This is a genomic window from Streptomyces hyderabadensis, assembly GCF_020404845.1.
GTDB classification, from domain to species: domain Bacteria; phylum Actinomycetota; class Actinomycetes; order Streptomycetales; family Streptomycetaceae; genus Streptomyces; species Streptomyces hyderabadensis.
The window spans coordinates 1-23,464 of record NZ_JAIOJZ010000009.1 but is presented as its reverse complement, the minus strand read 5'-3'; the positions used below and the strand labels follow the sequence as shown (position 1 = coordinate 23,464).

Genomic DNA, 23,464 nt, shown 5'->3' with positions numbered 1-23,464 from the left:
TGAGGGGGGACACCATGGGGCCGGTGCGGGTGACGGCGATCGCGAGTCTGACGCCACTGGAGCAGCTGGACGACGACCCCTTCCTGGTCGACTCCCGCAGCCAGCACGCCATGTGCGCCCGCTGGGCCGCGGAGCACGGCTACGTCGTCGCCAGGCAGCTGCTGGTGCGCGGTCTGCGGCCCGACCACGACGCCCTGTGGGACGGAGTGCGCCCCGGCCAGGACCTGTTCGTCGCGCCCAGCCGCCGGGTGCTGGAGAGCGCGCTGTCCTCCGTCGACGACTTCACCGCGGAGTGCGCGCGGCGCGGCGTCCGGGTCGAGACCGTCGGCCATGCCGAACCGTCCTACGACGCCCGGATGAAGGCCTGCGTGCACCGCAGACTGTCGATGCCGACCGCCGGTTACGACGGCCGCTGACCGCCACCGCGGGGTGTGAACCGGACCCGGGGGGACAAACGGGCTCTCCGGAGCGTTGTGGCAGGGTGGGGAAGGCCCGCACGGACGACGGGCCGGGACGTGAGGTGTGCGGAGCGTGGGTGGAGGGCGTTGGCGCCGGGTCGCCAGTCAGATCGGGCGGAGTGTCACGGTGTGGGCCGTCTCCACCGTCACCATGCTCGTGCTCGCCGGGATCCTGCCCGACTTCCGGCTCCAGTCGCCCGACGGGGACAGCGCGACCGACATCGCCATGACCGCCGCGGTCGGCGCCGGTGCCTTCGGCCTGCTCTCCGCGCTGGTCTGGCCGCTCCTGGTGCGCCTGCTGCTCCTGGTGCCGGCCCTCGTCCTCGGCCTGCTGGTCTTCTTCCTCAACGGTGGGCTGCTGCTCCTCGCCATCGACGTCAACCCGGCCGGACGCGGCGGCGTCGCCCCGGAGACGGCGGTCGTGGTGGCCGCCGTCATGTCCGCCGTCGCCTCCGCCACCGGCGGTGCCCTGGCCGTGCGCGACGACGACGCCTACCGCCGCCGCCTCTACCGCCTCGCCGACCGCCGCCGCAGATCGGGGCCGCCCTGCCCGGCCGGTCCCGGCACCGTCTTCCTGCAGCTGGACGGCGTCGGTCACGACGTCCTGCTCGACGCCGTCGACCGCGGCACCATGCCCACCGTCGCCCGCTGGCTCGGCCGCGACGGCGGCTCCGCGACCCACCGGCTCGCCGAGTGGCGCACCGACTGGTCCAGCCAGACCGGCGCCAGCCAGCTCGGCATCCTGCACGGCAGCAACCACGACGTCCCCGCCTTCCGCTGGTACGAGAAGGACAGCGGCGAGGTCATGGTCTGCAACCGCCCGACCAGCGCCGCCGAACTGCAGTACCGCGCCGTCAAGCGCACCGGCGACGGCGGACTGCTCAGCCTCGACGGCGCCAGCCGGGGCAACCTGTTCGGCGGCGGCGCCGACGAACAGGCCCTCGTGCTGTCCATAGCCACCCGCCGCCGCAGCCGCGAGACCCGCTCCAGATCCGGGTACTTCGCCTACTTCTCCGACCCCGCCAACGCCGTGCGCACCGCGATGTCCTTCGTCGCCGAGGTGTGCCGGGAGATCGGCCAGTCCACCCGCGCCCGGGTCCACAAGGTCCGCCCGCGGGTCTCCCGCGGCGGTCTCTACCCCTTCGTGCGCGCCTTCGCGACCGTCGTCGAACGCGACGTCGTCGTTGCCGCGGTCATGGGCGACATGCTGGCCGGCCGCACCGCCGTCTACGCCGACCTGGTCGCCTACGACGAGGTCGCCCACCACTCCGGGCCGCACGGCCGGGACGCCGCCAAGGTCCTCGCACGGCTCGACCGGGCCCTCGCGCTGATCGAGAAGGTCGCCGAGCACGCCCCACGCTCGTACCGGATCGTGCTCCTGTCCGACCACGGCCAGAGCCCCGGCGAGACCTTCCGCGCCCGCTACGGCCTGACCCTCGGCGACCTGGTGCGGGCCGGCTGCGGGCTGCCCGTGCCGCGCAGCGCCCGGCGCACCCGCAGCGGCGCCGAGGCGCGCAACACGGTACGGGCCGCCCTGCACCGGCCGGTGGAGGAGGGCGCCGAGCAGCAGCGGCCCGCCGACACCCCCGCCGGGCGCCGCTCCGAGCCGATCGTGCTGGCCTCCGGCAACCTGGGCCTGGTCTCGTTCCCGGACGTGCCGCACCGGATGACCCGGGAGGAGATCGACGCCCGCCACCCCGCCCTGCTGCCGACCCTCGCCAACCACCCCGGCATCGGCTTCCTGCTGGTGCGCAGCGAGGCACACGGCGGTGTCGTGCTCGGCGCGCGCGGCGCCGAGGTGCCCCTGGACCGGCTCGACGCGGACCCCGGACCGCTCGCCCCCTTCGGTCCCGGCGCCGCCGACGCCGTACGCCGTACGCACTCCTTCCCGCACACCGCCGACATCATGGTCAACTCCTTCCACGAACCGGCCGACGGCGAGGTCCTCGCGTTCGAGGAGCAGATCGGCTCGCACGGCGGGCTCGGCGGCGCCCAGTCGCGCGCCTTCCTGCTGTCGCCCGTCGTCCTGTCCGCGCCGGTCGAGGAGGGCGCGCAGATCGTCGGCGCCGAACAGGTCCACCGGGTGCTGCGCCGCTGGCTGCGCGAGTCGAACGGCCCGCAGGTGCCCGTGGAGCCCGTGGACGATTCACGGCCGAACGCCGCGGACGGCGCACCATTTCCCGTCGCGGACGGGTTCGTACAGGACAAAAGCGCCTGATTTGGAGCGGTGCCGGGCCGTGCCCGACCATGGGCGCGTCCGGCGATCCCGGGCCCCGTTCCATGAGAGGCGCACCACCCCATGCACGTCACCGGGACCGTCCCCCCACCGGCTCCGGAACCGCAGGCGACCCCCGCGGCCCCCGACCACACCGCCCCCACCGACCCCGCACCCGGCAACGGCCGGCACGCCCGCCGCTTCGGGCTCCCCGTCGCCACCGCCCTGGTCATGGGCAACATCATCGGCGGCGGCATCTTCCTGCTCCCGGCCTCCGTCGCCCCCTTCGGCACCGTCAGCCTGCTCGCCTTCGGCGTCCTGACCGTCGGCGCCATCGCGCTCGCCCTGGTCTTCGGCCGCCTCGCCGCCCGCGACCCGCGCACCGGCGGCCCCTACGTCTACGCCCGCGGCGCCTTCGGCGACTTCGCCGGGTTCCTCGCCGCCTGGGCGTACTGGATCACCACCTGGGTGTCCAACGCGGCCCTCGCCGTCGCCGCCGTCGGGTACCTCGACGTCCTGGTCCCGGTGAACGACCACCGCTGGACCGCCTGCCTGGCCGCCCTCGTCATCCAGTGGCTGCCCGCGCTCGCCAACCTCGCCGGGACCCGCTACGTGGGCGCCGTCCAGCTGGTCTCCACCGTGCTGAAGTTCGCGCCGCTGCTGCTCGTCGCCGTCGGCGGCCTGTTCTTCTTCGACCCCGGCAACCTGGGCCCCTTCAACGCCACCGGCTCCAGCGGCATCGGCGCGGTCTCCGCCGCCGCCGCGATCCTGCTCTTCTCCTACCTCGGCGTGGAGTCCGCGGCCGTCAGCGCCGGCGAGGTCAAGGACCCCCGCCGCACGGTCGGCCGGGCCACGGTCATCGGCACCGCGGGCGCCGCCCTCGTCTACCTGCTGGGCACCCTCTCCGTCTTCGGCACCGTCGCCCACGACCGCCTGGTCACCTCGGACGCCCCCTTCTCGGACGCCGTGAACGCCATGTTCGGCGGCTCCTGGGGCGGCTGGGCCGTCGCGCTGGCCGCCCTGGTCTCGATGACCGGCTGCCTCAACGGCTGGACCCTGCTCAGCGCCCAGACCCCGTACGCGGCGGCCAAGGACGGCCTCTTCCCGGCCGCCTTCGCCCGCAAGCGGCGCGGGGTGCCCACCGTCGGCGTCGGCGTCACCGTGGTCCTCGCCTCGCTGCTCACCGTCTACAACTACACGTCCGGCTCGGCCAAGGTCTTCGAGGTCCTGGTCCTCGTCACCACCTTCACCGCCACCGTGCCCTACCTGCTGGCCACCGCCGCCCAGCTCTTCCACCTGGTCTCCGGGCAGGGCGAGCAGGTCGACCGGGCGCGCCTGGTCCGGGACGGAGTGATCGCGGCGGTCGCGGCGGCCTTCTCCCTGTGGCTCGTCGCGGGCGCCGGCTACGCGGCCGTCTACCAGGGCGTGCTGTTCCTCTTCGCGGGCGTGCTCGTGTACGCGGTGATGGCGGCCCGCAGGCGCCGCGCCGAGGGGACCACCGCTCCGTAATTCGGCTGCACGAGGGCACCGCGGGCACGCACACTGGGCCGGTCATCTCCCGACCCCCTCTCCCGCCAAGGAGCCCCTGCGTGCAGGCAGCCGTCACCGTCACTCCCGCCCGCCTCCCGGAACTGCTGCTCGGCCTCGCCACCGTGCGGCCGGTCTTCCTGTGGGGCGCACCCGGCATCGGCAAGTCCTCCCTGGTGCGGAACTTCGCCGACTCGCTGGGCCTGGAGTGTGTGAGCCTGCTCGGCACCCAGCTCGCGCCGGAAGACCTGATCGGCGTCCCGCAGATCCGGGACGGCCGGTCGGTGTTCTGCCCGCCCGAGTCCATCGCCCGCGACGAGCCGTACTGCCTCTTCCTGGACGAGCTGAACGCGGCCACCCCGGACGTGCAGAAGGCGTTCTACTCGCTGATCCTCGACCGCCGCATCGGGAACTACGAACTCCCCAAGGGCTCCATCGTCATCGGCGCCGGGAACCGGGCCACCGACAACGCGCTCGCCCGCCCCATCGCCTCCGCGCTGGTCAACCGCCTCACCCACGTCCACCTGGACGCCTCCGCCAAGGACTGGCTGGTCTGGGCCGGCGAGCACGGCATCCACCCGTGGATCACCGACCACCTCACCGACCGCCCCGACCACCTGTGGTCCAAGCCGCCCAAGACCGAGGAGCCGTTCTCCACCCCGCGCTCCTGGCACATGCTCTCCGACGCCCTGCACTCCTTCGGCCAGGATCTCGACGAGGAGACCCTGAAGGTCCTCGCCCACGGCACCCTCACCCCGGCCCACGCGACCGCCTTCTGCGGCTACGTCAAGATCGTCCGCAGCCGGTTCGGCATCGAGGCGATCCTCAAGGGCGAGGCCCGCTGGCCCAGCCGCCTCCAGGACCGCGACCTGCTCTACTACCTCGCCGAGTCCTTCCGCGGCCGCCTGGTCAAGGAACTGCCCGCGAGCAAGGAGCACATGTCGGCCAACGGCCGCCAGACCGCCTACCGCGCCAAGTCGCTGCTGGTGCAGCTCGCCGAGATCTCCGTCGAGGTCGCCCAGAGCGTCATCGCCTCCGACGCCGACGGCAACCCGGTGCTGCCCGCCTGGTTCCTGGTCGAGGCCGCCCGCGACATGCCCCGGCTGGTGGAGGCCCGCCGGTGAGCCGCACCCGCAAGCAGAAGCAGCAGAAGAAGAAGGACCCGGCCGCCGAGGACTGCGCCAAGGGCGTACAGCTGGTGTGGGCCAACCCGGCGCTCGCGGCCATGGAGGTCAAGCTGTGCCGGGAGGAGGAGTGCGGGGTGGCGCCCCGGCAGGGCCTGGCCCGGGTCGACTCCGACGGCCGGGTCCATCTGCACCCCACCCGCCACGCCGAACCCGCCGACTGGGCCTGGGCCATCGCCCACGCCCTGATCCACCTCGGCTTCGGCCACGTACCCGCCGCAGGCGGCGAGCGCGTCCAGCCCGACCGCTACGACCTGGCCGCCCGCTGCACCGTCGTCAACCGCTTCCTGCTGACCTTCCCGATCGGCCGCACCCCGGACCACCTGCCGCCGACGTACCCCGACGGCGACGAGGAGCGCATCGCCGCCGCCTGGCGCCGCGCGGGCGGCATCCCCGCCGCCTACGAGCGCTGCGGCACCGCGGGCGGCGACCCCGACCAGCTGCTCGTCCCCTGGGACGGCTGGAACCTCCAGGTCCCCGACTGGCAACTGGCCTTCGCCCACGCCCTGACCCGCACCATGTCCACCGCCCTGGACCTCGCGGGCGGCCGGCGCGACGACATGCTCGGCGGCCCCACCCGGCTGCGGCCCTGGCAGCAGGCCCTGAGCTGGTTCGTCTCCTCCTACCCGCTGCTCGGCGGCATCGCCTCCGGCATCACCCTGGTCGCCGACGCAGAACTGGCCCGCGCCCACGGCATCTCCGTCGCCGCCGTCAACGCCGAGGCGGGGGAGATCTACGTCAACCCGCTGCGCCGGTACGACGACGAGGAATGGCGCTTCATCCTCGCCCACGAGATGCTGCACGCCGCCCTGCGCCACGGCGACCGCTGCGGCACCCGCGACCCGTACCTGTTCAACGTGGCCTGCGACTACGTCATCAACGGCTGGCTCGTCGAGATGCAGGTCGGCACCATGCCCGAGGGCCTGCTGCACGACCCGGAGCTGGCCGGGCTGTCCGCCGAGGAGGTGTACGACCGCATCGCCGTCGACCTGCGCCGCATGCGCCGCCTGTCCACCCCGCGCGGCAAGGGCGTCGGCGACGTGCTCGGCGGCCCGCTCGGCCCGCCCCGCGACCACGTCGACCTCGACGGCTTCTACCGCCGCGGCCTGGCCCAGGGGCTCGACCTGCACCAGCAGCAGGGGCGCGGCTTCCTGCCCGGCGGCCTGGTCCAGGAGATCCGCGCCCTCAGCCACCCGCCGCTGCCCTGGGACGCCCGGCTCGCCCGCTGGTTCGACGAGTACGTGCCCCGCCCCGAGCCGGTCCGGTCGTACGCCCGTCCCTCCCGGCGGCAGGCCGCCACCCCCGACATCCCGCGCGCCGGACGGTACTTCCCGCCCGAGGAGATCGCCCGGTGCACCTTCGGCGTCGTCCTGGACACCTCCGGCTCCATGGACCGCACCCTGCTCGGCAAGGCGCTCGGCGCCATCGCCTCCTACGCCGAGGCACGCGACGTGCCCGCCGCCCGCGTCGTGTTCTGCGACGCCGCGCCGCACGACGCCGGGTACCTGCCCGTGACGGACATCGCCGGCCGGGTCCGGGTGCACGGCCGCGGCGGCACCGTCCTGCAGCCCGGCGTGGACCTGCTGCTGCGCGCCGACGACTTCCCGCCCACCGCACCGGTCCTCGTCATCACCGACGGCTGGTGCGACGTCCTGCGGGTGCGGCGCGAGCACGCCTACCTGATTCCGCAGGGTGCGCGGCTGCCGTTCACCGCCCGAGGGCCGGTCTTCCGGGTGAGCTGAGCCGGAGTGTGATCGGATGGGGGGTGGGAGCCCGGCCGCCGGGCTCCCACCGCCCAGGTACAGCAAGAGAATTCGAGAGGAACCGCCGTGGCAACCACGCGCTCCGCACACACCGTCTGGGAAGGCAACCTGCTCGAGGGCAACGGTGTCGTCACCTTCGACTCGTCCGGCATCGGCGAGCAGCCGGTGTCGTGGCCGTCGCGCGCCGAGCAGGCGAACGGCAAGACCAGCCCGGAGGAGCTGATCGCCGCCGCCCACTCCAGCTGCTTCTCCATGGCGCTGTCGCACGGCCTGGCCGGCGCCGGCACCCCGCCCACCAAGCTCACCACCTCCGCCGACGTCACCTTCCAGCCCGGCGAGGGCATCAAGGGCATCCACCTCACCGTGGAGGGCACCGTCCCCGGCCTCGACAACGACGCGTTCGTCGCCGCCGCCGAGGACGCCAAGAAGAACTGCCCGGTCAGCCAGGCACTGACCGGCACGACCATCACCCTGTCGGCCAAGCTGGCCTGACTCGGCGCCCTGCGCCCTCCAGCACGGTCACGTCCCGTGCCGGAGGGTGCGGGCGGCCCGGCGCGGCCGGGAGTCAGCGTCCGCCGGTCAGCAGCGACGGGCTGGGCAGGCCCGTCGCCCCCTCCTCGTAGCCGACGGCGGTGACGCCCCGCGGGGTCCAGGCCACCGAGGTCAGGTACCGGCTGCCGTCCGTACCGCCCGGCGGCACCGACGGCCGTGACCACCCGCCGTGGCGCAGCCGCATCACGTACGGTGTGCCGTCCGGCTGTTCCCCGGCGACCACCACACCGGCGGGTGCCAGGGTCAGGTCGTTCACGCGGCCGGCGTCGGCGGGCGTCGGCACCTGCCTCCAGGTACGGCCGTCCCAGTGCGCGAGCAGCGCGTGCCCCGGGTCCTCGTCGTCCACCAGCTTCCGGCCCGCCGCCCACACGTCGTTCGGCCCGCGGGCCTCCAGGTCCGTCAGTTCGCCGTTGACCCCGTCGTAGGGGACCGGTACCCGGGACCAGGAAGAGCCGTCGTAGTGCAGCATCGCGGGCCGGTCGTCCAAGGTGTAGCCGGAGACCCACACGTCGTCGTCGGCGAGGGCGGTGACGGAGTACGTCCACAGCGAGGCGGCGTCCGGTACGGGCACGAGGTGCCACGCCTCGCCGTCCCAGTGCTGGAGCATCGCCTCCGCGTGCGTCTCCTGGATCGTCCCCCCGGGCTTGTCCGGGTTGGGCACCTCGCTGTCGACGACGATGAGCCAGCCGACCGCCCACACGTCGTCGGCGGTCCGTGCCGACACGTCCAGCAGTCCCGCACCGGCGAGTTCGATCCCGTCCGGCGCCGGCGCGTCGACCACCCGCCACTGAGTGCCGTCCCAGTGCTGGGTCAGGAAGGCCCCGCGCGACTCCTCGTACAGACCGACCGCCCAGGCGTCCTGCTGGGACACGGCGTCGATCGCGCTGATCTGGTTGGAGCGGTCGGCGAACGCCGGCATCGGGATCTCCCGCCAGGACCGCTCGTCGTCGTCGCGGGCCAGCAGCAGCGGTGTCCTGGGCTGGACCTTGCCCTCCTGGCGGACCTTGACCCCGTAGGCCCAGGTGGTGTCGCCGTCCACCCTGGTGACGCCGGTCAGCGCCGCGTGGCCCACGCCCGTCAGGTCCGCGGCGGACCACCGGGCACCGGCGTGCGCGGTGGCGGCCGGTACGGTGACCGCGGCCAGGGCCAGGACCGTGACGGCGGTTCTCGTGCGTACGCGTATTGCACTCATGGTGGGCTCTCCCGCTGTGTTCTCGTGTCGGACGTCCGTACTCCTTCTCAATGCGGTGGACGGAGCAGGACGTTGCGGCGGCCGCCGTCTTTTCCGACCCCGGATTCGGCCGGGCGGGCCGCAACCGGGAGGGCGGGCCACCGCACTTGAACGGTGAGACCGTCCGCGCGGGCGGGTGGGGAAAGGGGGGTGGGGTGGATCACGGTGAGGACGCGCTGCACGACTTCGTCCGGGACAGACGCCTGGCGCTCTTCAGGAGCGCCTACCTGATGTGCGGCAACCGCCACGAGGCGGAGGACCTGGTGCAGACGACCTTGGTCAAGGTGGTGCTCGGCTGGCGGCGCCTGCAGAAGCTGGACAACGTCGAGGCGTACGCCCGCAAGACGCTGTTCAACACCTTCATCGAGGGCAGACGCCGGTTCTGGCGGCGTGAGCACGCGTACGGGGAGATGCCCGAACGGGCCGCTCCCGAGAACGACTCGGAGACCGGGATGGTGGTGCGGGAGGCACTGGCCCGCATCACACCGCGGCAGCGGGCCGTGCTGGTGCTGCGCTACTGGGAGGACCAGAGCGTCGAGGCGACCGCCGCGGTGCTCGGAATGCGGGCGAACACGGTGAAGAGCCACACGGCCCGCGGGCTGGCCGCTCTCCGCGCCCAGGTGGGGAAGGAGTTCGTATGAGCGACGCCAGGGACGACGAGGTGCGCGACCTGCTCGCCCGGGCCGCCGAGGGGGTCGCAGGCCCCTCGTTCGACGCGGCGGCGGTGTTCGCCGCGGCGGCCAGGGTGCGCCGCAGGCGCCGCGCGGTGGTGGCCGGCGGGGCGCTGGCCGTCATGGCCGGCGCGCTGTTCACCGTGTCCGCCGTGCCCTCGGGCGGGGCGGACCGGGCGTCCGCCCCCGCATCCCCTTCCGCCGCCGCTCCGGCGCACCCCGAGCTGACCGGCGGCTCGGGGCGGGAGCAGCGGCTCGCGGGGCTGCTGCCGGCCGGTGCCGGGGAGGCCGAGGAGATCTCCCTGGCCGTGCTGCTGAAGGACGCGGACCTGGACGCCGCCACCAGCGCGGAGTCCCACGGCGCTCTGGACGGCTGGTACGCCGTCCGCCGGGGAGACGGCGTCGGTTACCTCGGGGTCGCCCTGCACGACCGGAAGTACCTGGAGGCCAAGTTCCCCGACGGGTTGGACCCCGCCCACGACCTCTGCGCGCCGAAGGGGAACGAGCCCCCGCGCACCGACTGCGTGCGCGAGGAACTGACCGGCGGCCGGGTGCTCACCATCTGGCGGCAGCCGCGGGAGCGGAGCGAGGGCGGCCCGGAGTGGGGCGAGGAACTCACCGGCCGGCTCGTACTCCCCGACGGCCGGGCCCTGTTCGTCCGCGACAGCGCCGGTTACCGCGGCCACGGACAGCTCGGTCCCCTGCTGCGGACCCCGCCCCTGAGCCGTGCCCAGCTCCGCGCCCTGATGCTGCGACCGGAACTGGTGGCGGAACGGCAACCGTCGGCGGGCGGGTAGCCGGGCGGGGTCAGGAGCCCGCGCGCTCCCAGCCCCGCCGGTCCGGGCGCGGCCCCAGCTGCCTGGGGTCGCGCGACCGGTAGACCACGTACGGGCGGGTCAGGTACTGCAGGGGCGCGCTGAACATGTGCACCAGGCGGGTGTAGGGCACCAGGGCGATCAGCACCATCCCGACCACCGCGTGCACGTGGTACAGCACCGGCACGCCCTCCATCAGCTCCGTCTTCGGGTTCAGCGTGAACAGGCTGCGCGCCCACGGGGCGATGGTGCTCCGGTAGTCGTAGCCGTTGCCGGAGGTGTCGGACAGCTTGGCGATCATGCCCAGGAGCAGGGCGCCGAGCAGGAAGACGTACATGACCTTGTCGTTGGCCGTGGTGGCCCGGAACACCGGCGCGTTGGTGCGGCGCCGGTAGATCAGGATGCCGATCCCGGCGACCGCGAGGACCCCGGCGAGGGTGCCGCCGTAGAGCGAGAACAGGTGGTAGGCGTGCTCGCTGACGCCGATCGCCTGCGTCCACGACGCCGGGACGAACAGGCCGATCAGATGGCCGGCCAGCACGAACAGGATGCCGTAGTGGAAGACCGGCGAGGCGATGTTCAGCAGCTTGGACTCGTAGACCTGCGAGGAGCGGGTCGTCCAGCCGAAGCGGTCGTAGCGGTGCCGCCAGATGAGGCCCGCGATCAGCAGCGCGAAGGCGGCGTAGGGCAGCACGCCCCACAGGAAGACGTTCATCGGCGGGCTCCGGTGGGTGCGGGCGGCAGGGTGGCGCACACCGCGTCCAGGACGCAGGCGTAGGGCGTGCCGAAGGCGGTGAGCCGGGAGCGCAGCTGGTCGAGGGCGTCGCGGTGCTCGGTGAGCATGGTCATGTCCCCGGTGCGGGAGACGAACTCCAGGACCGCCGGCAGGAAGTCCGGCAGCTCCTCGCCGGTGAACTCCAGGCCGTGCGCGCGGTACAGCTCCTTGAAGCGGACCAGGGACATGCCGCGGTTGCGGGTGTCGCCGTCGGTCCACCAGCTCAGGTACAGGCTGTGCCGGTTCCTGAAGTCGAAGACCTCGACGTAGTGCGCCTGGAGAGCGCACTGCTCGGTCGCGGCCGCGTGGTCGGTGAACGCGCGCAGCTGCGGGGCCGCCTCGCGCAGCAGCGGCAGCCGGGCGCGGAAGTCGTCGTCGGGATACGTCAGACAGAGCGCCGCCGCCTGGTACAGCACCTCGAAGCCGGGCATCGGATCAGACCTCCCTCTCGTCGTCCGCGGTCTGCCGCCTGCGCAGGATGTGGAAGTTCTCCACCGGCACCAGCGGCAGCCGCCTGCGCCCCGAGTCCTGGCCGAAGGGCCCGTCGCCGCCCATGCCCGGGCCGCCGTCGGTGTCCAGGCTGCACGTGTCCGGCAGGGCCGACGCCTCCAGCCGGTGCGCGTCCCCGACGGCCGCCGTCGGGATCACGTACCGCTCCTCGTACTTGGCGATCGCCAGCAGCCGGTACATCTCCTCGACCTCCTCGGGGCGCATGCCGACGCCCGCGCACACGGCCGGGTCCGGGTCCTCGCCGAGGTTCACCGACCGCATGTGGGCGCGCATCGCCGCCAGCTTCTCCAGCGACGCCCGCACCGGGCCGGTGTCACCGGCCGTGAACAGCTCGGCCAGGTACTCCAGCGGGATGCGCAGCGTGTCGATCGCGCCGAACAGGTTGTCCGCGTCCTCGCCGTCGTGCCCGGTCTCGGTCAGCGCGTCCACGACCGGCGACAGCGGCGGGATGTACCAGACCATCGGCATCGTGCGGTACTCCGGGTGCAGGGGCAGCGCCACCCGGTACTTGCTGACCAGGGCGTGCACGGGGGAGCGCCGGGCCGCCTCGATCCAGTCGAACGGGATCCCGGCCTCCTCGGCGGCCCGCCGCACCTCCGCGTCCTCCGGGTCGAGGAAGACACCCAACTGCGCCTCGTACAGGTCGCGTTCGTCCGGCGTCTCGGCGGCCTCGGTCACCTTGTCGGCGTCGTAGAGGACGACCCCCAGGTACCTGAGCCGCCCGACGCAGGTCTCCGAGCAGACGGTGGGCTGGCCCACCTCGATGCGCGGGTAGCAGAAGGTGCACTTCTCGGCCTTGCCGGTGCGGTGGTTGAAGTACACCTTCTTGTACGGGCAGCCGGTCACGCACATCCGCCAGCCCCGGCAGCGGTCCTGGTCGACCAGGACGATGCCGTCCTCCGCGCGCTTGTACATCGCCCCCGACGGGCACGAGGCCACGCACGACGGGTTCAGGCAGTGCTCGCAGATGCGCGGCAGGTAGAACATGAACGTTTCCTCGTAGGCGAACCGCACCTTCTCCGAGGCCTGTTGCCGGGTGCGTTCCACCATCGGGTCCAGGTCGCCGTAGGCGGGGGCGCCGCCGAGGCTGTCGTCCCAGTTGGAGGACCAGCCGATCTTCATCGGTTTGCCGTCGAGCTGCGAGACCGGGCGTGCGACGGGGTAGTCGGTGCCGAGCGGGGCGTCGGTGAGGTTCTTGTAGTCGTACGTCCAGGGCTCGTAGTAGTCCTTGATCTCCGGGAGCCGCGGGTTGGAGAAGATCCCGGCGAGCTTCCTGAACCGGCCGCCGGCCTTCAGCTTCAGTGCGCCGCGCCGGTTCAGCTCCCAGCCGCCCCGCCACCTCTCCTGGTCCTCGTAGCGGCGGGGGTAGCCCTGTCCGGGGCGGGTCTCGACGTTGTTGAACCAGACGTACTCCATGCCCCGCCGGTTGGTCCACGCCTGCTTGCAGGTGACCGAACAGGTGTGGCAGCCGATGCACTTGTCGAGGTTCATGACCATCGCGACCTGGGCCATCGGGCGCATCAGTACTCGACCTCCTGGGAGCGGCGCCGGATCACCGTCACCTCGTCGCGCTGGTTGCCCGTCGGGCCCAGGTAGTTGAACGCCCAGGACAACTGGGCGTAGCCGCCGATGAGATGGGTCGGTTTGAGCAGCAGACGGGTGAGCGAGTTGTGGACGCCGCCGCGTTTTCCGGTGGTCTCGGTGAGCGGGACGTTGACCGTGCGTTCCTGGGCGTGGTGCATGTAGACCGTGCCGGGCGGCATGCGGTGCGAGACGATCGCGCGGGCCACCACCACGCCGTTGCGGTTGACCGCCTCGATCCAGTCGTCGTCCGCGACCCCGATCGCCGCCGCGTCCTCGGCCGACATCCAGATGGTCTGGCCGCCCCGGGACAGCGCCAGCATGAACAGGTTGTCCTGGTACTCGGAGTGAATGGACCACTTGTTGTGCGGGGTCAGGTAGCGGACCGTCACCTCGCGGTGCCCGTCGGGGCCGAGCCGCGGCTCGCCGAACAGCCGGTGCATGTCCAGCGGCGGCCGGTACACGGGCAGCGCCTCGCCCAGCTCGTGCATCCAGTCGTGGTCGACGAAGAAGTGCTGCCGGCCGGTGAGGGTGTGCCAGGGCTTGAGGTGCTCGGTGTTGAGCGTGAACGCCGTGTAGCGCCGCCCGCCCGCCTCGCTGCCCGACCACTCCGGCGAGGTGATCACCGGCACGGGCGCCGCCTGGGTGTCGGCGTAGGTGATCCGCTTGCCCTCGTGCTCGGCGGCCAGGTGGGCCATCTCCTGCCCGGTCTTCGCCTCCAGGGTGTGGAAACCCTGGGTGGCCAGGCGGCCGTTGGTGGTGCCGGACAGCGCCAGGACGGTGTTGGCCGCCTTCACCGCCGTGTCCAGCGCCGGACGCCCGTCGGCCGGGCCGCCCCGCACCGTGCCGTTGAGGTCCCGCAGCCGCGCCACCTCCTCGTCCGGCTTCAGGGTGATGCCCTTGGCGGGCAGGCCCTTGGCCTCCACCAGCGGTCCCAGCGCCGCGAACTTCGCCCCGATCGCCGTGTAGTCGCGCTCCACGACCACCAGGTTCGGCATGGTCTTCCCTGGCTCCGGATCGCACTCACCGCGCCGCCAGTCCCGTACGACACCGCCGGGCTGGGCGATCTCGCCCGGGGTGTCGTGCTGGAGCGGTGCCGCCACCAGGTCCCTGCGGACCCCGAGGTGGTCCTCGGCCAGCTCGCTCAGCTTCTCCGCGAGGAGCTTGAAGGTGTCGAAGTCGGTGCGCGCCTGCCACGGCGGGTTCACGGCCGGGGAGAAGGCGTGCACGTAGGGGTGCATGTCCGTGCTGGACAGGTCGTGCTTCTCGTACCAGGTCGCGGCGGGCAGCACCACGTCGGACAGCAGCGTGGACGAGGTGTGCCGGAAGTCCAGCGAGAGCAGCAGGTCGAGCTTTCCCTCCGGAGCCTGCTCGTGCCAGACCACGTCCCGGGGCCGCTCGCCGGGCGCCGCCTCCTCGGCGCGCAGCGAGGACTGGGTGCCCAGCAGATGCTTGGTGAAGTACTCGGCGCCCTTGCCCGACGAGCCGAGCAGGTTGGCCCGCCACAGGGTCACGATCCGCGGCCAGTTCCGCGGCGCGTCCGGGTCCTCGCCCGCGAACTTCAGGGTGCCCGCGCGCAGTTCGGCCACCGCGTTCGCCACCGGGTCGCCGAAGGTCTCGCCCAGCTCCAGCGGGTTGCGGTCGAAGGTCGGGTACGAGGGCATCCAGCCGGTGCGCGCCGACAGGGCGAGGCAGTCCGCGCCCGCCATCCCGGCCAGCCGCCCCTCGCCCAGCGGCGAGGCGAGCACGTCGGCGCGGAACCGGTCGTAGCGCCACTGGTCGGTGTGCAGGTACCAGTACCCGGTGCCGATCGCCTGGCGCGGCGGGCGCGACCAGTCCGAGGCGGCGGCCAGCGACGCCCAGCCGGTCACCGGACGGCACTTCTCCTGGCCCACGTAGTGCGCCCAGCCGCCGCCGTTGCGGCCCTGGCAGCCGGTGAGCTGGAGCAGGGCCAGGAAGCCGCGGTAGATGGTCTCGGAGTGGAACCAGTGGTTGGTGCCCGCGCCCATCAGGATCATGCAGCGGCCCTTGGAGCGTTCGGCGGTCCGCGCGAACTCGCGGGCGATGCGGACACAGGCCGCCGCCGGGACCGAGGTGTGCGTCTCCTGCCAGGCCGGGGTGGCGGGCGCGTCGGCGTCCTCGTACGACTCCGGCCAGTCGCCCGGCAGGTCCGGCCGGGCCACTCCGTACTGGGCCAGCAGCAGGTCGAAGACCGTCGTCACCAGCGGACCGGTCGCCCCGCCGAGCCGCGTCGCCGGCACCCCGCGGCGCAGCACGTCCCCGCGCCCCTGCCCGTGCGGGCCGCCCTCGGTGTCGAAGCGGGGCAGCAGCACCTCCACGCCCGAGGCCATCTCGTGTCCGTGCAGGCTGAGCCGGGGCCGCACGTCGCCCAGGTCCAGGTTCCACTTGCCCTGGTCGGCCTCGTTCCAGCGGAAGCCCAGCGAGCCGTTCGGGACCACCGCGCGGCCCGTGGCCTCGTCCAGGACCACCGTCTTCCAGCGGGCGTCGTCGCCGCCCTGCCCCAGGTCGGCGGCGCGCAGGAACTTGTCCGGGACGTACGCCCCGTCCCGTTCGGTCAGCGTCACCAGGAACGGCAGGTCGGTGAAGCGGCGCACGTAGTCGTCGAAGAAGGGGGTCGTCCGGTCGACGAAGAACTCCTTGAGCACCACGTGCCCCATCGCCAGCGCCAGCGCGGCGTCCGTGCCGGGGTGCGGGTGCAGCCACTGGTCGGCGAACTTGGTGTTGTCGGCGTAGTCGGGCGAGACCACGACGACCTTCTGGCCCCGGTAGCGGGCCTCCGCCATCCAGTGCGCGTCGGGCGTGCGGGTCACCGGCACGTTGGTGCCCCACATGATCAGGTACGCGGCGTCCCACCAGTCGCCCGACTCCGGCACGTCCGTCTGGTCGCCGAAGACCTGCGGGGAGGCCACCGGCAGGTCGGCGTACCAGTCGTAGAACGACAGCATCGGGGCGCCGATCAGCGAGTGGAAGCGGGCGCCCGCCGCGTGCGACACCATCGACATGGCGGGGATGGGGGAGAAGCCCGCGATGCGGTCGGGGCCGTGGGTGCGGATGGTGTGCACATGCGCGGCGGCGACCAGCTCGACCGCCTCGTCCCAGCTCGCCCGGACCAGGCCGCCCTTGCCGCGCGCCCGCTGGTAGCGCCCGCGCCGCTCCGGGTCGCCCTGGATGTCGGCCCACGCCAGCACCGGGTCCTTCAGCCGTGCCTTCGCCTCCCGGTACATCTCCAGGAGCACGCCGCGCACATAGGGGTAGCGCACGCGGGTGGGCGAGTAGGTGTACCAGGAGAAGGCCGCGCCCCGGGGGCAGCCGCGCGGCTCGTACTCGGGGCGGTCCGGGCCGACCGACGGATAGTCCGTGGCCTGGGTCTCCCAGGTGATGATGCCGTCCTTGACGAACACGTTCCACCGGCACGAACCCGTGCAGTTCACGCCGTGCGTCGACGTCACGACCTTGTCGTGGCTCCAGCGGTCCCGGTAGAAGGCGTCCGACTCCCGCCCGCCGACCAGGCCGATGCTGTGCAGGTCGGGTGCGGCGGTGCCCGGCCGGAAGAACCGTCCCGCGCGCAGCAGCGCCGCGCCCGGCTCGGTGGGCGGTGTCCGCGTGTCGGTCACGTGCGCTCCCTTGCTCGCCCTGGTTCCCGAACCTAGGGCCGGGCACGGGAGCGCACCCGTTCGCGGCGCCCGTACGGGTCAGGACGGGGGCCTCGGACCTCCTCGTCAGGGCTTGCGGGCCACCCCCGCGTACACCGGCACGATGCCCTCGGTCTGGGCCGCCACGTCCTCCGGTTCGGGCCGCCAGCCGGTGACCGGGATGATGCCGGGGCCCAGCAGCTCCAGGCCGTCGAAGAAGCGCGCGAAGTCGGGGAGGGAGCGCGGGTGGAACGGTGTGCCGCCGCGGGCGAACAGCTCCGCGGCCTTGCCCACCGCCTCCGGGTTCAGGTCGGGGGTGACCTGCGTCAGGACCAGGAAGCTGCCGGGTGCGAGCACGTCGGCGTACCGCTTGAGCAGGCCGTACACGTCGTCGCCGTCGGCCGCGTCGTCGAGGTAGTGGGTCAGGGCCACCAGCGACAGGGCGACCGGCCGGCCGAAGTCCAGGGACTCGCCCGCCAGCCGCAGGATCCGGTCCGGGTCCCGGACGTCGGCGTCGACGTAGGCGGTGGTGCCCTCCGCCGAGCCGTGCAGCAGCGCCTCGGCGTGCCTGAGGACGATCGGGTCGTTGTCGGCGTAGACGATCCGCGAATCGGGCGCCACCGCCTGGGCCACCTGGTGCAGGTTCGGCTCGGTGGGGATGCCGGTGCCGATGTCCAGGAACTGGCGGATCCCGGCCTCGGCGAGGGTGCGGACCGCCCGGTGCATGAACCGCCGGTTCGCGCGCGCCCCGCGCACCGCCGTGCTGTCCGCCGCGAGGATCTTGCGGGCCAGCTCCTCGTCCACCGGGTAGTTGTCCTTGCCGCCCAGCCACCAGTCGTAGACCCGGGCCGGGTGCGGCCGGCTGGTGTCGAGGGGCGCGGTCTCGGATCCGGTCATGCGGTGTCGTCTCCTCGGTGCTCCGTGGGCTGCTGCCTGGACTGCGTGAACTGCGTGGAGTGCGTGAACTGCCTGGGCTGCGTGCGGGTCGTCGCCGGTCAGAAGGTCTCGCGGTACTCGCGCAGGATCTTCTCGGTGCGCTGGGTCGAGGCGGCGCGCGCCGTCATGTGGTCCAGGACCTCCAGGTGCGCCGAGACCTCGGCACGGGAGTCCAGGTACAGGGCGCCCGTCAGGTACTCGGTGAAGACCATGTCGGGCAGCTCCGGCTCCGCGAACCGGAACAGGGTGAACGGCGCGTACGTCCCGGGGTGCGGCCCGTCCTCGAACTCGGCGACCTGGAGCGTCACCCGGTCCCGGCCGGCGAACTCCAGCAGCTTGTCGAGCTGCTCGCGCATCACCCGGCCGTGGATGCTCACCGGCCGCTTCAGCACCGTCTCGTCCATCACCACCCACAGGTGGGGCGGGTCCTGGCGGTCGAGGAGGCGCTGCCGCTCCATGCGCAGGGACACGTGCCGCTCCACCGCGTCCGAGCCCGCGCTGCCGATGGTCCCGGCCTCCAGGACCGAGCGCGCGTAGTCCTCGGTCTGCAGCAGCCCCGGGACGAAGTGCGGCTCGTAGGAGCGGACGATCCGCGCCGCGCCCTCCAGGCTCACGTACAGGCTGAACCAGTCCGGCAGCACGTCGTGGTACCGCTGCCACCAGCCCGGCTGGTTCGCCTCCTCGGCGAGCGCGACGAACGCCGCGACCTCGTCGCCGGCGACCCCGTACGCCGTCAGCAGTATCTGGACGTACGGTATTTTCAGCGCGACCTCGGCCATCTCCATGCGCCGTACCGTCGCCGGGGCCACCCGGAGCACCTTGGCGGCCTCCTCGCGCTTGAGGCCCGCCGTCTCCCGCAGTTCCTGCAGCCGCCTGCCCAGGACCACCTGGCCCACGGTGGGTGCGGCCCGCCGCTCACTCACGCCACGCCTCCCCAACGCGCCCAAGTCTCACCGCAGTCTGTCATGTTCCTCTGTCAGTCTCACAGGGGTGTTCGTGGATCATTCATGTACCGGACGCATTACCCGCCGGGTAATCGACCCCGCCCGTGCGGGGCGGGATCGTGGAGCCACCGGGCCCCGGACCGGCGCACCCCGGCCCGGGGCCCGGCCCACCCCAGCATCTCCGATCCGACGGAGGGTGACTCGTCATGTCCACGCACCAGCTCGCCGCACTCGCCCGTACGGCCGAACCGCGGCTGATGCTCCGCCGCTTCCTCGCCCTCGACGCGGTGGTGACCGGCACCAACGCGTTCGCCTACCTCGTGCTCTCCGGCCCGCTCGGCCGCTGGTTCGGCGCCGGCTCCGGGCTGCTCCTCGTCCTCGGCGCCTTCCTCGCGGTCTACGCCGGGTGCGTGGGCCTGCTGGCCGCCCGCCCCCGGCCCCCGGCGCTCGCCGTCCGGGCCGTCGTCGAGGCCAACCTGGCCTGGGCGGCCGTCAGCTTCGTCGCGCTCGCCCTCTGGCTCACGCCCACCACGGCCGGAGCGGTGTGGACGGTGCTCCAGGCACTCGTCGTCGCCGGCTTCGCCCTGCTCCAGTACGGCGCCCTGCGCCAGGGTCAGGGCAGCAGCGAGTGAAGGTACTTGACCGTCGCCGGGTCGGCCGGGAGCAGCGTCTCGACGGCCAGCTCGGCGACCGTCACGTCCATCGGGGTGTTGAAGGTGGAGATGGACGAGATGAACGACAGCACCTGGCCCTCGTGCTCGATCCGCATCGGCAGCGCGAAGTACGGCACCGGCTCCTCCGGCTCACGGCCCGGCCCGGTGTCCGGCACCGGGTACGCCACCACCTCGTCGTACAGCTGCCGCAGCGGCTGCGAGCGGTGCAGGGCGATCTGCCGCTCCATCTGCGCCAGCAGGTGCCCGCGCCACTCGCGCAGATTGCGGATGCGCGGCGCCAGGCCCTGCGGGTGCAGCGTCAGCCGGATCGCGTTCACCGGCGGTGCGAGCAGGTGCTCGGCGACGCCGTCCGTGAGCATCGCGATCCCCCGGTTGGCCGCCAGCACCCGGTACGTCGCGTCGACGACCAGCGCGGGATACGGCTCGTAGCCCCGGATCAGCCGCTCCACGCCCTCGCGCAGGGCGCCGAGCGCGGGGTCGTCCAGGGGGGTCTCCGGGTAGTGCGGGGCGTAACCGGCGGCGAGCAGCAGCGCGTTGCGCTCACGCACGGGCACGTCCAGGTGCTCGGCGAGGCGCAGCACCATCTCCTCGCTCGGCCGGGAACGGCCCGTCTCGACGAAGGAGATGTGCCGGGCCGAGGAGCCGGCCCGCAGCGCCAGCTCCAGCTGGCTGACCCGCCGCCGCTCCCGCCAGGCACGCAGCATCGGTCCCACACCCCGGTCGGTGGCGGGGGTACCGGGCACGAGTGCGGTCATACCCGGAACGGTAGTCGACGCCGGGCCGCGCCGGTGGGGTCGCGGTGTGGCACGCTGAAACGGATCCGTCCCTCCAGCACCACCAGCGAAGGAGCGCAGCACATGCCCGTCGAACCGCTGTCGCCGCAGGAGATCGAGGAGCGGCTGGCCGCTCTGCCCGGCTGGTCCCTCGACGCCGGCCGGCTCACCCGCTCCTACCGGCTCGGCTCCCACTTCGCGGCGACCGCGATGGTCGTCCACATCGCCCAGGTGCAGGAGGAGCTGGACCACCACTCCGACCTGACGCTCGGCTACAACACGGTGGCCCTGGCCGTGCACACCCACAGCGCGGGCGGCGCCGTCACCGAGAAGGACGTCGAGCTCGCCCGCAGGGTGGAGGACCTGGCCGCCGGTCACGGGGCACACTGACGGTGTGCTCGACTATGACAAGGAAGCGGAGCGGTACGACGCCTCCCGCGGCGGCGAGCCCCGGGCCGCGGCGGCCGCGCAGGCCGTACTGAACCTGGTGCCGCGCCAGGCCCGCCGGCTGCTCGACGTGGCCTGCGGCACCGGCATCGTCACCCGCCGGATCGCCGCCGGACGCGACGGCCTGCGGGTGGTGGGCGCCGACCTCGCCCCCGCCATGGCCCACCGCGCCGCCGCCCGGCTGCCCGGGGCCGTCCTGCTCGCCGACAGCCGCCGACTGCCCTTCGGCGCGGGGGCGTTCGACGCCGTGACCAGCGTGTGGCTGCTGCACCTGGCGGGCGGCGCCGAGAACGTGCGGGCCATCGTCGGTGAGTGCGCCCGCGTGCTGCGGCCCGGCGGAACGTACGTGACCACGGTCGACAAGGGCGCCTCGCACAACGTGGGCAGCGACATCGACGCCGTGCTCGCCGACCGCCCGCCCAGCACCGCGCACGACGCCGCCCACCTGGTCGAGGGGTACGCCCGCGAGCACGGCCTGGTCCCGGCGGGCAGCGCCCGCTTCACCGGCCACGGCCAGGGCCGCAGCCCCCGCCGGACGGTGGCCGACCTGCGGCGCGGCTGGTTCGTCACGCTGCCCCCCGGCGAACCGCTCGCGGAGGACTTCGCCGCGCGGCTGGCCGCCCTCCCGGACCAGGACCGGCCCCGGCCCGACCCCGTCTTCACGCTCGCGGCGTTCACCAAGTCGTGAGGGAGGGGCGGCAACCCGGCCGCCCCGGGCGGCGACTGAGAGGCGGAACCCGTCCGTCCCTCAGGAGGTTCGTCCCGTGCGGCACCCCCACACTCGCCCCCACGTCCCCCGCACCCACCGCAGACGCCCACGCACCCTGGCCGTGGCCCTCGCCGCCGGGCTGGCGGGCGCGGGCCTGACCACGCCGGCCCCCGACACCGCCGTGGCCGCCGCCACCGCACGCCAGGTCGAGGCCCTGGACCGGGGCGTCGTCAGCGTCCACACCGGCGACGGCAACCTGGTCGGCTGGCGCTGGCTGGGCACCGACCCGGACGACGTCGCCTTCAACGTGTACCGGGCCGGCACGAAGGTCAACTCCGCCCCGATCACCGGCTCCACCACCTTCTTTCACGCCGGCGCCCCTTCCCACGCCGACTACACGGTCCGCGCGGTCGTGAACGGCACGGAGCAGGGCGACTCCGGCCACGCGATCCAGTTCCGCGCCGGCTACAAGGACGTGCCGATCAGCCCGCCGGCCGGCGGCACCACCCCCGACGGCGTCTCCTACACCTACGAGGCCAACGACGCCTCCGTCGGTGACCTCGACGGCGACGGCGCGCTCGACCTCGTCCTGAAGTGGCAGCCGACCAACGCCAAGGACAACTCCCAGTCCGGCCACACAGGAAACACGGTCGTCGACGGCATCAGGCTCGACGGCACCCGCCTGTGGCGCATCGACCTGGGCCGCAACATCCGCTCCGGCGCCCACTACACCCAGTTCCAGGTGTACGACTACGACGGCGACGGCCGGGCGGAAGTCGCCATGAAGACCGCCGACGGCACCAAGGACGGCACCGGCGCGGTCATCGGCAGTTCCTCGGCCGACCACCGCAACTCCAGCGGCTACGTCCTGTCGGGCCCCGAATACCTCACCATGTTCGACGGCGCGACCGGCAAGGCCATGGGCACCGTCGACTACGTCCCCGCCCGCGGCTCGGTCTCGTCCTGGGGCGACTCGTACGGCAACCGCGTCGACCGCTTCCTCGCGGGCACGGCGTACCTGGACGGCTCCCGCCCCTCCCTGATCATGGCGCGCGGCTACTACACGCGCACGGTGATCGCGGCCTGGGACTGGCGGGACGGCCGCTTCACCCGCCGCTGGACCTTCGACACCAACTCCTCGACCAACAGCGGCAAGGGCTACGACGGCCAGGGCAACCACCAGCTCTCCGTCGCGGACGTCGACGGCGACGGCCGGGACGAGATCGTGTACGGGGCGATGGCCGTCGACGACAACGGCTACGCCCTGTGGACCACGAGGAACGGCCACGGCGACGCCATGCACGTCGGCGACCTCGACCCCTCCCGCGCGGGCCTGGAGGAGTTCAAGGTCGACGAGGACGGATCAAAGCCCTCGTCGTGGATGGCGGACGCGCGCACCGGACAGATCCTGTGGTCCACCGGCGCGAGCGGCGACAACGGCCGCGGCGTGTCCGGCGACATCTGGCCGGGCAGCGCGGGCGCCGAGTCCTGGTCGTCGGCCGAGAGCGGCATCCGCAACCCGAAGGGCACGGTGGTGAACAGCCGCAAGCCCTCCAGCGCCAACTTCCTGACCTGGTGGGACGGGGACACCGTCCGCGAACTCCTCGACGGCACCCACGTCGACAAGTACGGCACCTCCGGCGACACCCGCCTCCTCACCGGCTCCGGAGTCGCCTCCAACAACGGCACGAAGGCCACCCCGGTCCTGGCCGGGGACATCCTCGGCGACTGGCGCGAGGAGGTCGTCTGGCGCACGTCGGACAACACGGCCCTGCGCATCTACTCCACTCCCTACGCCACCGACACCCGCATTACCACCCTCCTCCACGACACCCAGTACCGCACCGCCCTGGCCTGGCAGAACACCGCCTACAACCAGCCCCCGCACCCGAGTTACTTCATCGGCGCGGACATGCCCACCGCCCCGCCATCCCCTCGGTGTCGGCGAGGGAGACGGCCGTGCCGGCCAAGGGGTGCCCGGCGGCACTTGTGGACCCGGCCTGGGTGGTCCAGTAGTGCCGGCGCTGGAAGGCGTAGGTGGGCAGC

General features: G+C 73.1%; 20 protein-coding genes. 12 read left to right on the top strand and 8 right to left on the bottom strand.

The window, feature by feature from the left end; translation table 11 throughout:
• Window positions 1-14: 14 nt before the first annotated feature.
• The 6 genes from K7854_RS09520 to K7854_RS09495 all read left to right on the top strand — a co-directional run bounded on the left by K7854_RS09520 (window position 15) and on the right by K7854_RS09495 (window position 7,639).
• A complete protein-coding gene (locus K7854_RS09520; protein WP_226026064.1) occupies window positions 15-416 on the top strand; it encodes a hypothetical protein in 402 nt (133 codons plus the stop codon).
• Window positions 417-522: 106 nt separating this feature from the next.
• On the top strand, window positions 523-2,676 hold the full coding sequence (locus tag K7854_RS09515) for a phage holin family protein (protein WP_226025962.1): 2,154 nt from the start codon (window positions 523-525) through the stop codon (window positions 2,674-2,676).
• A gap of 81 nt (window positions 2,677-2,757) precedes the next feature.
• A complete protein-coding gene (locus tag K7854_RS09510) occupies window positions 2,758-4,182 on the top strand; it encodes an amino acid permease (protein WP_226025961.1) in 1,425 nt (474 codons plus the stop codon).
• A gap of 80 nt (window positions 4,183-4,262) precedes the next feature.
• Entirely contained in the window at window positions 4,263-5,324 is a 1,062-nt protein-coding gene (locus K7854_RS09505; protein WP_226025960.1) for an ATP-binding protein, read from the top strand.
• A complete protein-coding gene (locus K7854_RS09500) occupies window positions 5,321-7,126 on the top strand; it encodes a vWA domain-containing protein (RefSeq protein ID WP_226025959.1) in 1,806 nt (601 codons plus the stop codon). Before K7854_RS09505 ends, K7854_RS09500 begins: the two co-directional genes overlap by 4 nt.
• Before the next feature lie 87 nt (window positions 7,127-7,213).
• Window positions 7,214-7,639: an OsmC family protein gene (locus K7854_RS09495; protein ID WP_003972448.1), complete on the top strand. Its 426-nt coding sequence runs from the start codon at window positions 7,214-7,216 to the stop codon at window positions 7,637-7,639.
• Window positions 7,640-7,712: 73 nt separating this feature from the next.
• On the opposite strand, the gene K7854_RS09490 is transcribed toward K7854_RS09495, so the two are convergent.
• Window positions 7,713-8,891, bottom strand: a complete 1,179-nt coding sequence (locus K7854_RS09490; RefSeq protein ID WP_226025958.1) for a hypothetical protein — start codon at window positions 8,889-8,891, stop codon at window positions 7,713-7,715.
• Between the two features lie 194 nt (window positions 8,892-9,085).
• Here K7854_RS09490 and K7854_RS09485 point away from each other — a divergent pair, with 194 nt between their 5' ends.
• Window positions 9,086-9,571: a SigE family RNA polymerase sigma factor gene (locus tag K7854_RS09485; protein ID WP_226025957.1), complete on the top strand. Its 486-nt coding sequence runs from the start codon at window positions 9,086-9,088 to the stop codon at window positions 9,569-9,571.
• Window positions 9,568-10,398, top strand: a complete 831-nt coding sequence (locus K7854_RS09480; protein ID WP_226025956.1) for a hypothetical protein — start codon at window positions 9,568-9,570, stop codon at window positions 10,396-10,398. Before K7854_RS09485 ends, K7854_RS09480 begins: the two co-directional genes overlap by 4 nt.
• 10 nt (window positions 10,399-10,408) lie before the next feature.
• On the opposite strand, the gene narI is transcribed toward K7854_RS09480, so the two are convergent.
• The 6 genes from narI to K7854_RS09450 all read right to left on the bottom strand — a co-directional run bounded on the left by narI (window position 10,409) and on the right by K7854_RS09450 (window position 18,794).
• Complete coding sequence (gene narI, locus K7854_RS09475) at window positions 10,409-11,131, bottom strand: respiratory nitrate reductase subunit gamma (protein WP_226025955.1); 723 nt, start codon at window positions 11,129-11,131, stop codon at window positions 10,409-10,411.
• On the bottom strand, window positions 11,128-11,622 hold the full coding sequence (narJ, locus tag K7854_RS09470; RefSeq protein WP_226025954.1) for a nitrate reductase molybdenum cofactor assembly chaperone: 495 nt from the start codon (window positions 11,620-11,622) through the stop codon (window positions 11,128-11,130). The genes narI and narJ overlap by 4 nt, the downstream gene beginning before the upstream one ends.
• A gap of 4 nt (window positions 11,623-11,626) precedes the next feature.
• Window positions 11,627-13,222, bottom strand: coding sequence for a nitrate reductase subunit beta (gene narH, locus K7854_RS09465; RefSeq protein WP_226025953.1), 1,596 nt, complete (start codon window positions 13,220-13,222; stop codon window positions 11,627-11,629).
• Complete coding sequence (locus tag K7854_RS09460; protein ID WP_226025952.1) at window positions 13,222-16,917, bottom strand: nitrate reductase subunit alpha; 3,696 nt, start codon at window positions 16,915-16,917, stop codon at window positions 13,222-13,224. Before K7854_RS09460 ends, narH begins: the two co-directional genes overlap by 1 nt.
• A gap of 105 nt (window positions 16,918-17,022) precedes the next feature.
• Window positions 17,023-17,832, bottom strand: coding sequence for an SAM-dependent methyltransferase (locus K7854_RS09455; RefSeq protein WP_226025951.1), 810 nt, complete (start codon window positions 17,830-17,832; stop codon window positions 17,023-17,025).
• 98 nt (window positions 17,833-17,930) lie between these two features.
• Window positions 17,931-18,794: a Sco1979 family transcriptional regulator gene (locus K7854_RS09450; RefSeq protein ID WP_226025950.1), complete on the bottom strand. Its 864-nt coding sequence runs from the start codon at window positions 18,792-18,794 to the stop codon at window positions 17,931-17,933.
• 227 nt (window positions 18,795-19,021) lie between these two features.
• Here K7854_RS09450 and K7854_RS09445 point away from each other — a divergent pair, with 227 nt between their 5' ends.
• Entirely contained in the window at window positions 19,022-19,447 is a 426-nt protein-coding gene (locus tag K7854_RS09445) for a hypothetical protein (protein WP_226025949.1), read from the top strand.
• On the opposite strand, the gene K7854_RS09440 is transcribed toward K7854_RS09445, so the two are convergent.
• Entirely contained in the window at window positions 19,429-20,244 is an 816-nt protein-coding gene (locus tag K7854_RS09440; RefSeq protein WP_226025948.1) for a helix-turn-helix domain-containing protein, read from the bottom strand. The genes K7854_RS09445 and K7854_RS09440 overlap by 19 nt on opposite strands.
• A gap of 102 nt (window positions 20,245-20,346) precedes the next feature.
• Here K7854_RS09440 and K7854_RS09435 point away from each other — a divergent pair, with 102 nt between their 5' ends.
• From K7854_RS09435 to K7854_RS09425, 3 genes are all read left to right on the top strand, one after another.
• On the top strand, window positions 20,347-20,652 hold the full coding sequence (locus K7854_RS09435; RefSeq protein WP_161379476.1) for a 4a-hydroxytetrahydrobiopterin dehydratase: 306 nt from the start codon (window positions 20,347-20,349) through the stop codon (window positions 20,650-20,652).
• Window positions 20,653-20,656: 4 nt separating this feature from the next.
• A complete protein-coding gene (locus K7854_RS09430) occupies window positions 20,657-21,397 on the top strand; it encodes a class I SAM-dependent methyltransferase (protein WP_226025947.1) in 741 nt (246 codons plus the stop codon).
• Window positions 21,398-21,473: 76 nt separating this feature from the next.
• A partial coding sequence (locus K7854_RS09425; protein WP_226025946.1) for a rhamnogalacturonan lyase occupies window positions 21,474-23,464 on the top strand: 1,991 nt, incomplete at its 3' end.

Coding starts and splice junctions, on each gene's coding strand:
- K7854_RS09520 (WP_226026064.1), top strand. CDS start 15: ATGGGGCCGGTGCGGGTGACGGCGATCGCGAGTCTGACGCCACTGGAG.
- K7854_RS09510 (WP_226025961.1), top strand. CDS start 2,758: ATGCACGTCACCGGGACCGTCCCCCCACCGGCTCCGGAACCGCAGGCG.
- K7854_RS09490 (WP_226025958.1), bottom strand. CDS start 8,891: ATGAGTGCAATACGCGTACGCACGAGAACCGCCGTCACGGTCCTGGCC.
- K7854_RS09480 (WP_226025956.1), top strand. CDS start 9,568: ATGAGCGACGCCAGGGACGACGAGGTGCGCGACCTGCTCGCCCGGGCC.
- narI (WP_226025955.1), bottom strand. CDS start 11,131: ATGAACGTCTTCCTGTGGGGCGTGCTGCCCTACGCCGCCTTCGCGCTG.
- narJ (WP_226025954.1), bottom strand. CDS start 11,622: ATGCCCGGCTTCGAGGTGCTGTACCAGGCGGCGGCGCTCTGTCTGACG.
- narH (WP_226025953.1), bottom strand. CDS start 13,222: ATGCGCCCGATGGCCCAGGTCGCGATGGTCATGAACCTCGACAAGTGC.
- K7854_RS09455 (WP_226025951.1), bottom strand. CDS start 17,832: ATGACCGGATCCGAGACCGCGCCCCTCGACACCAGCCGGCCGCACCCG.
- K7854_RS09445 (WP_226025949.1), top strand. CDS start 19,022: ATGTCCACGCACCAGCTCGCCGCACTCGCCCGTACGGCCGAACCGCGG.
- K7854_RS09440 (WP_226025948.1), bottom strand. CDS start 20,244: ATGACCGCACTCGTGCCCGGTACCCCCGCCACCGACCGGGGTGTGGGA.
- K7854_RS09435 (WP_161379476.1), top strand. CDS start 20,347: ATGCCCGTCGAACCGCTGTCGCCGCAGGAGATCGAGGAGCGGCTGGCC.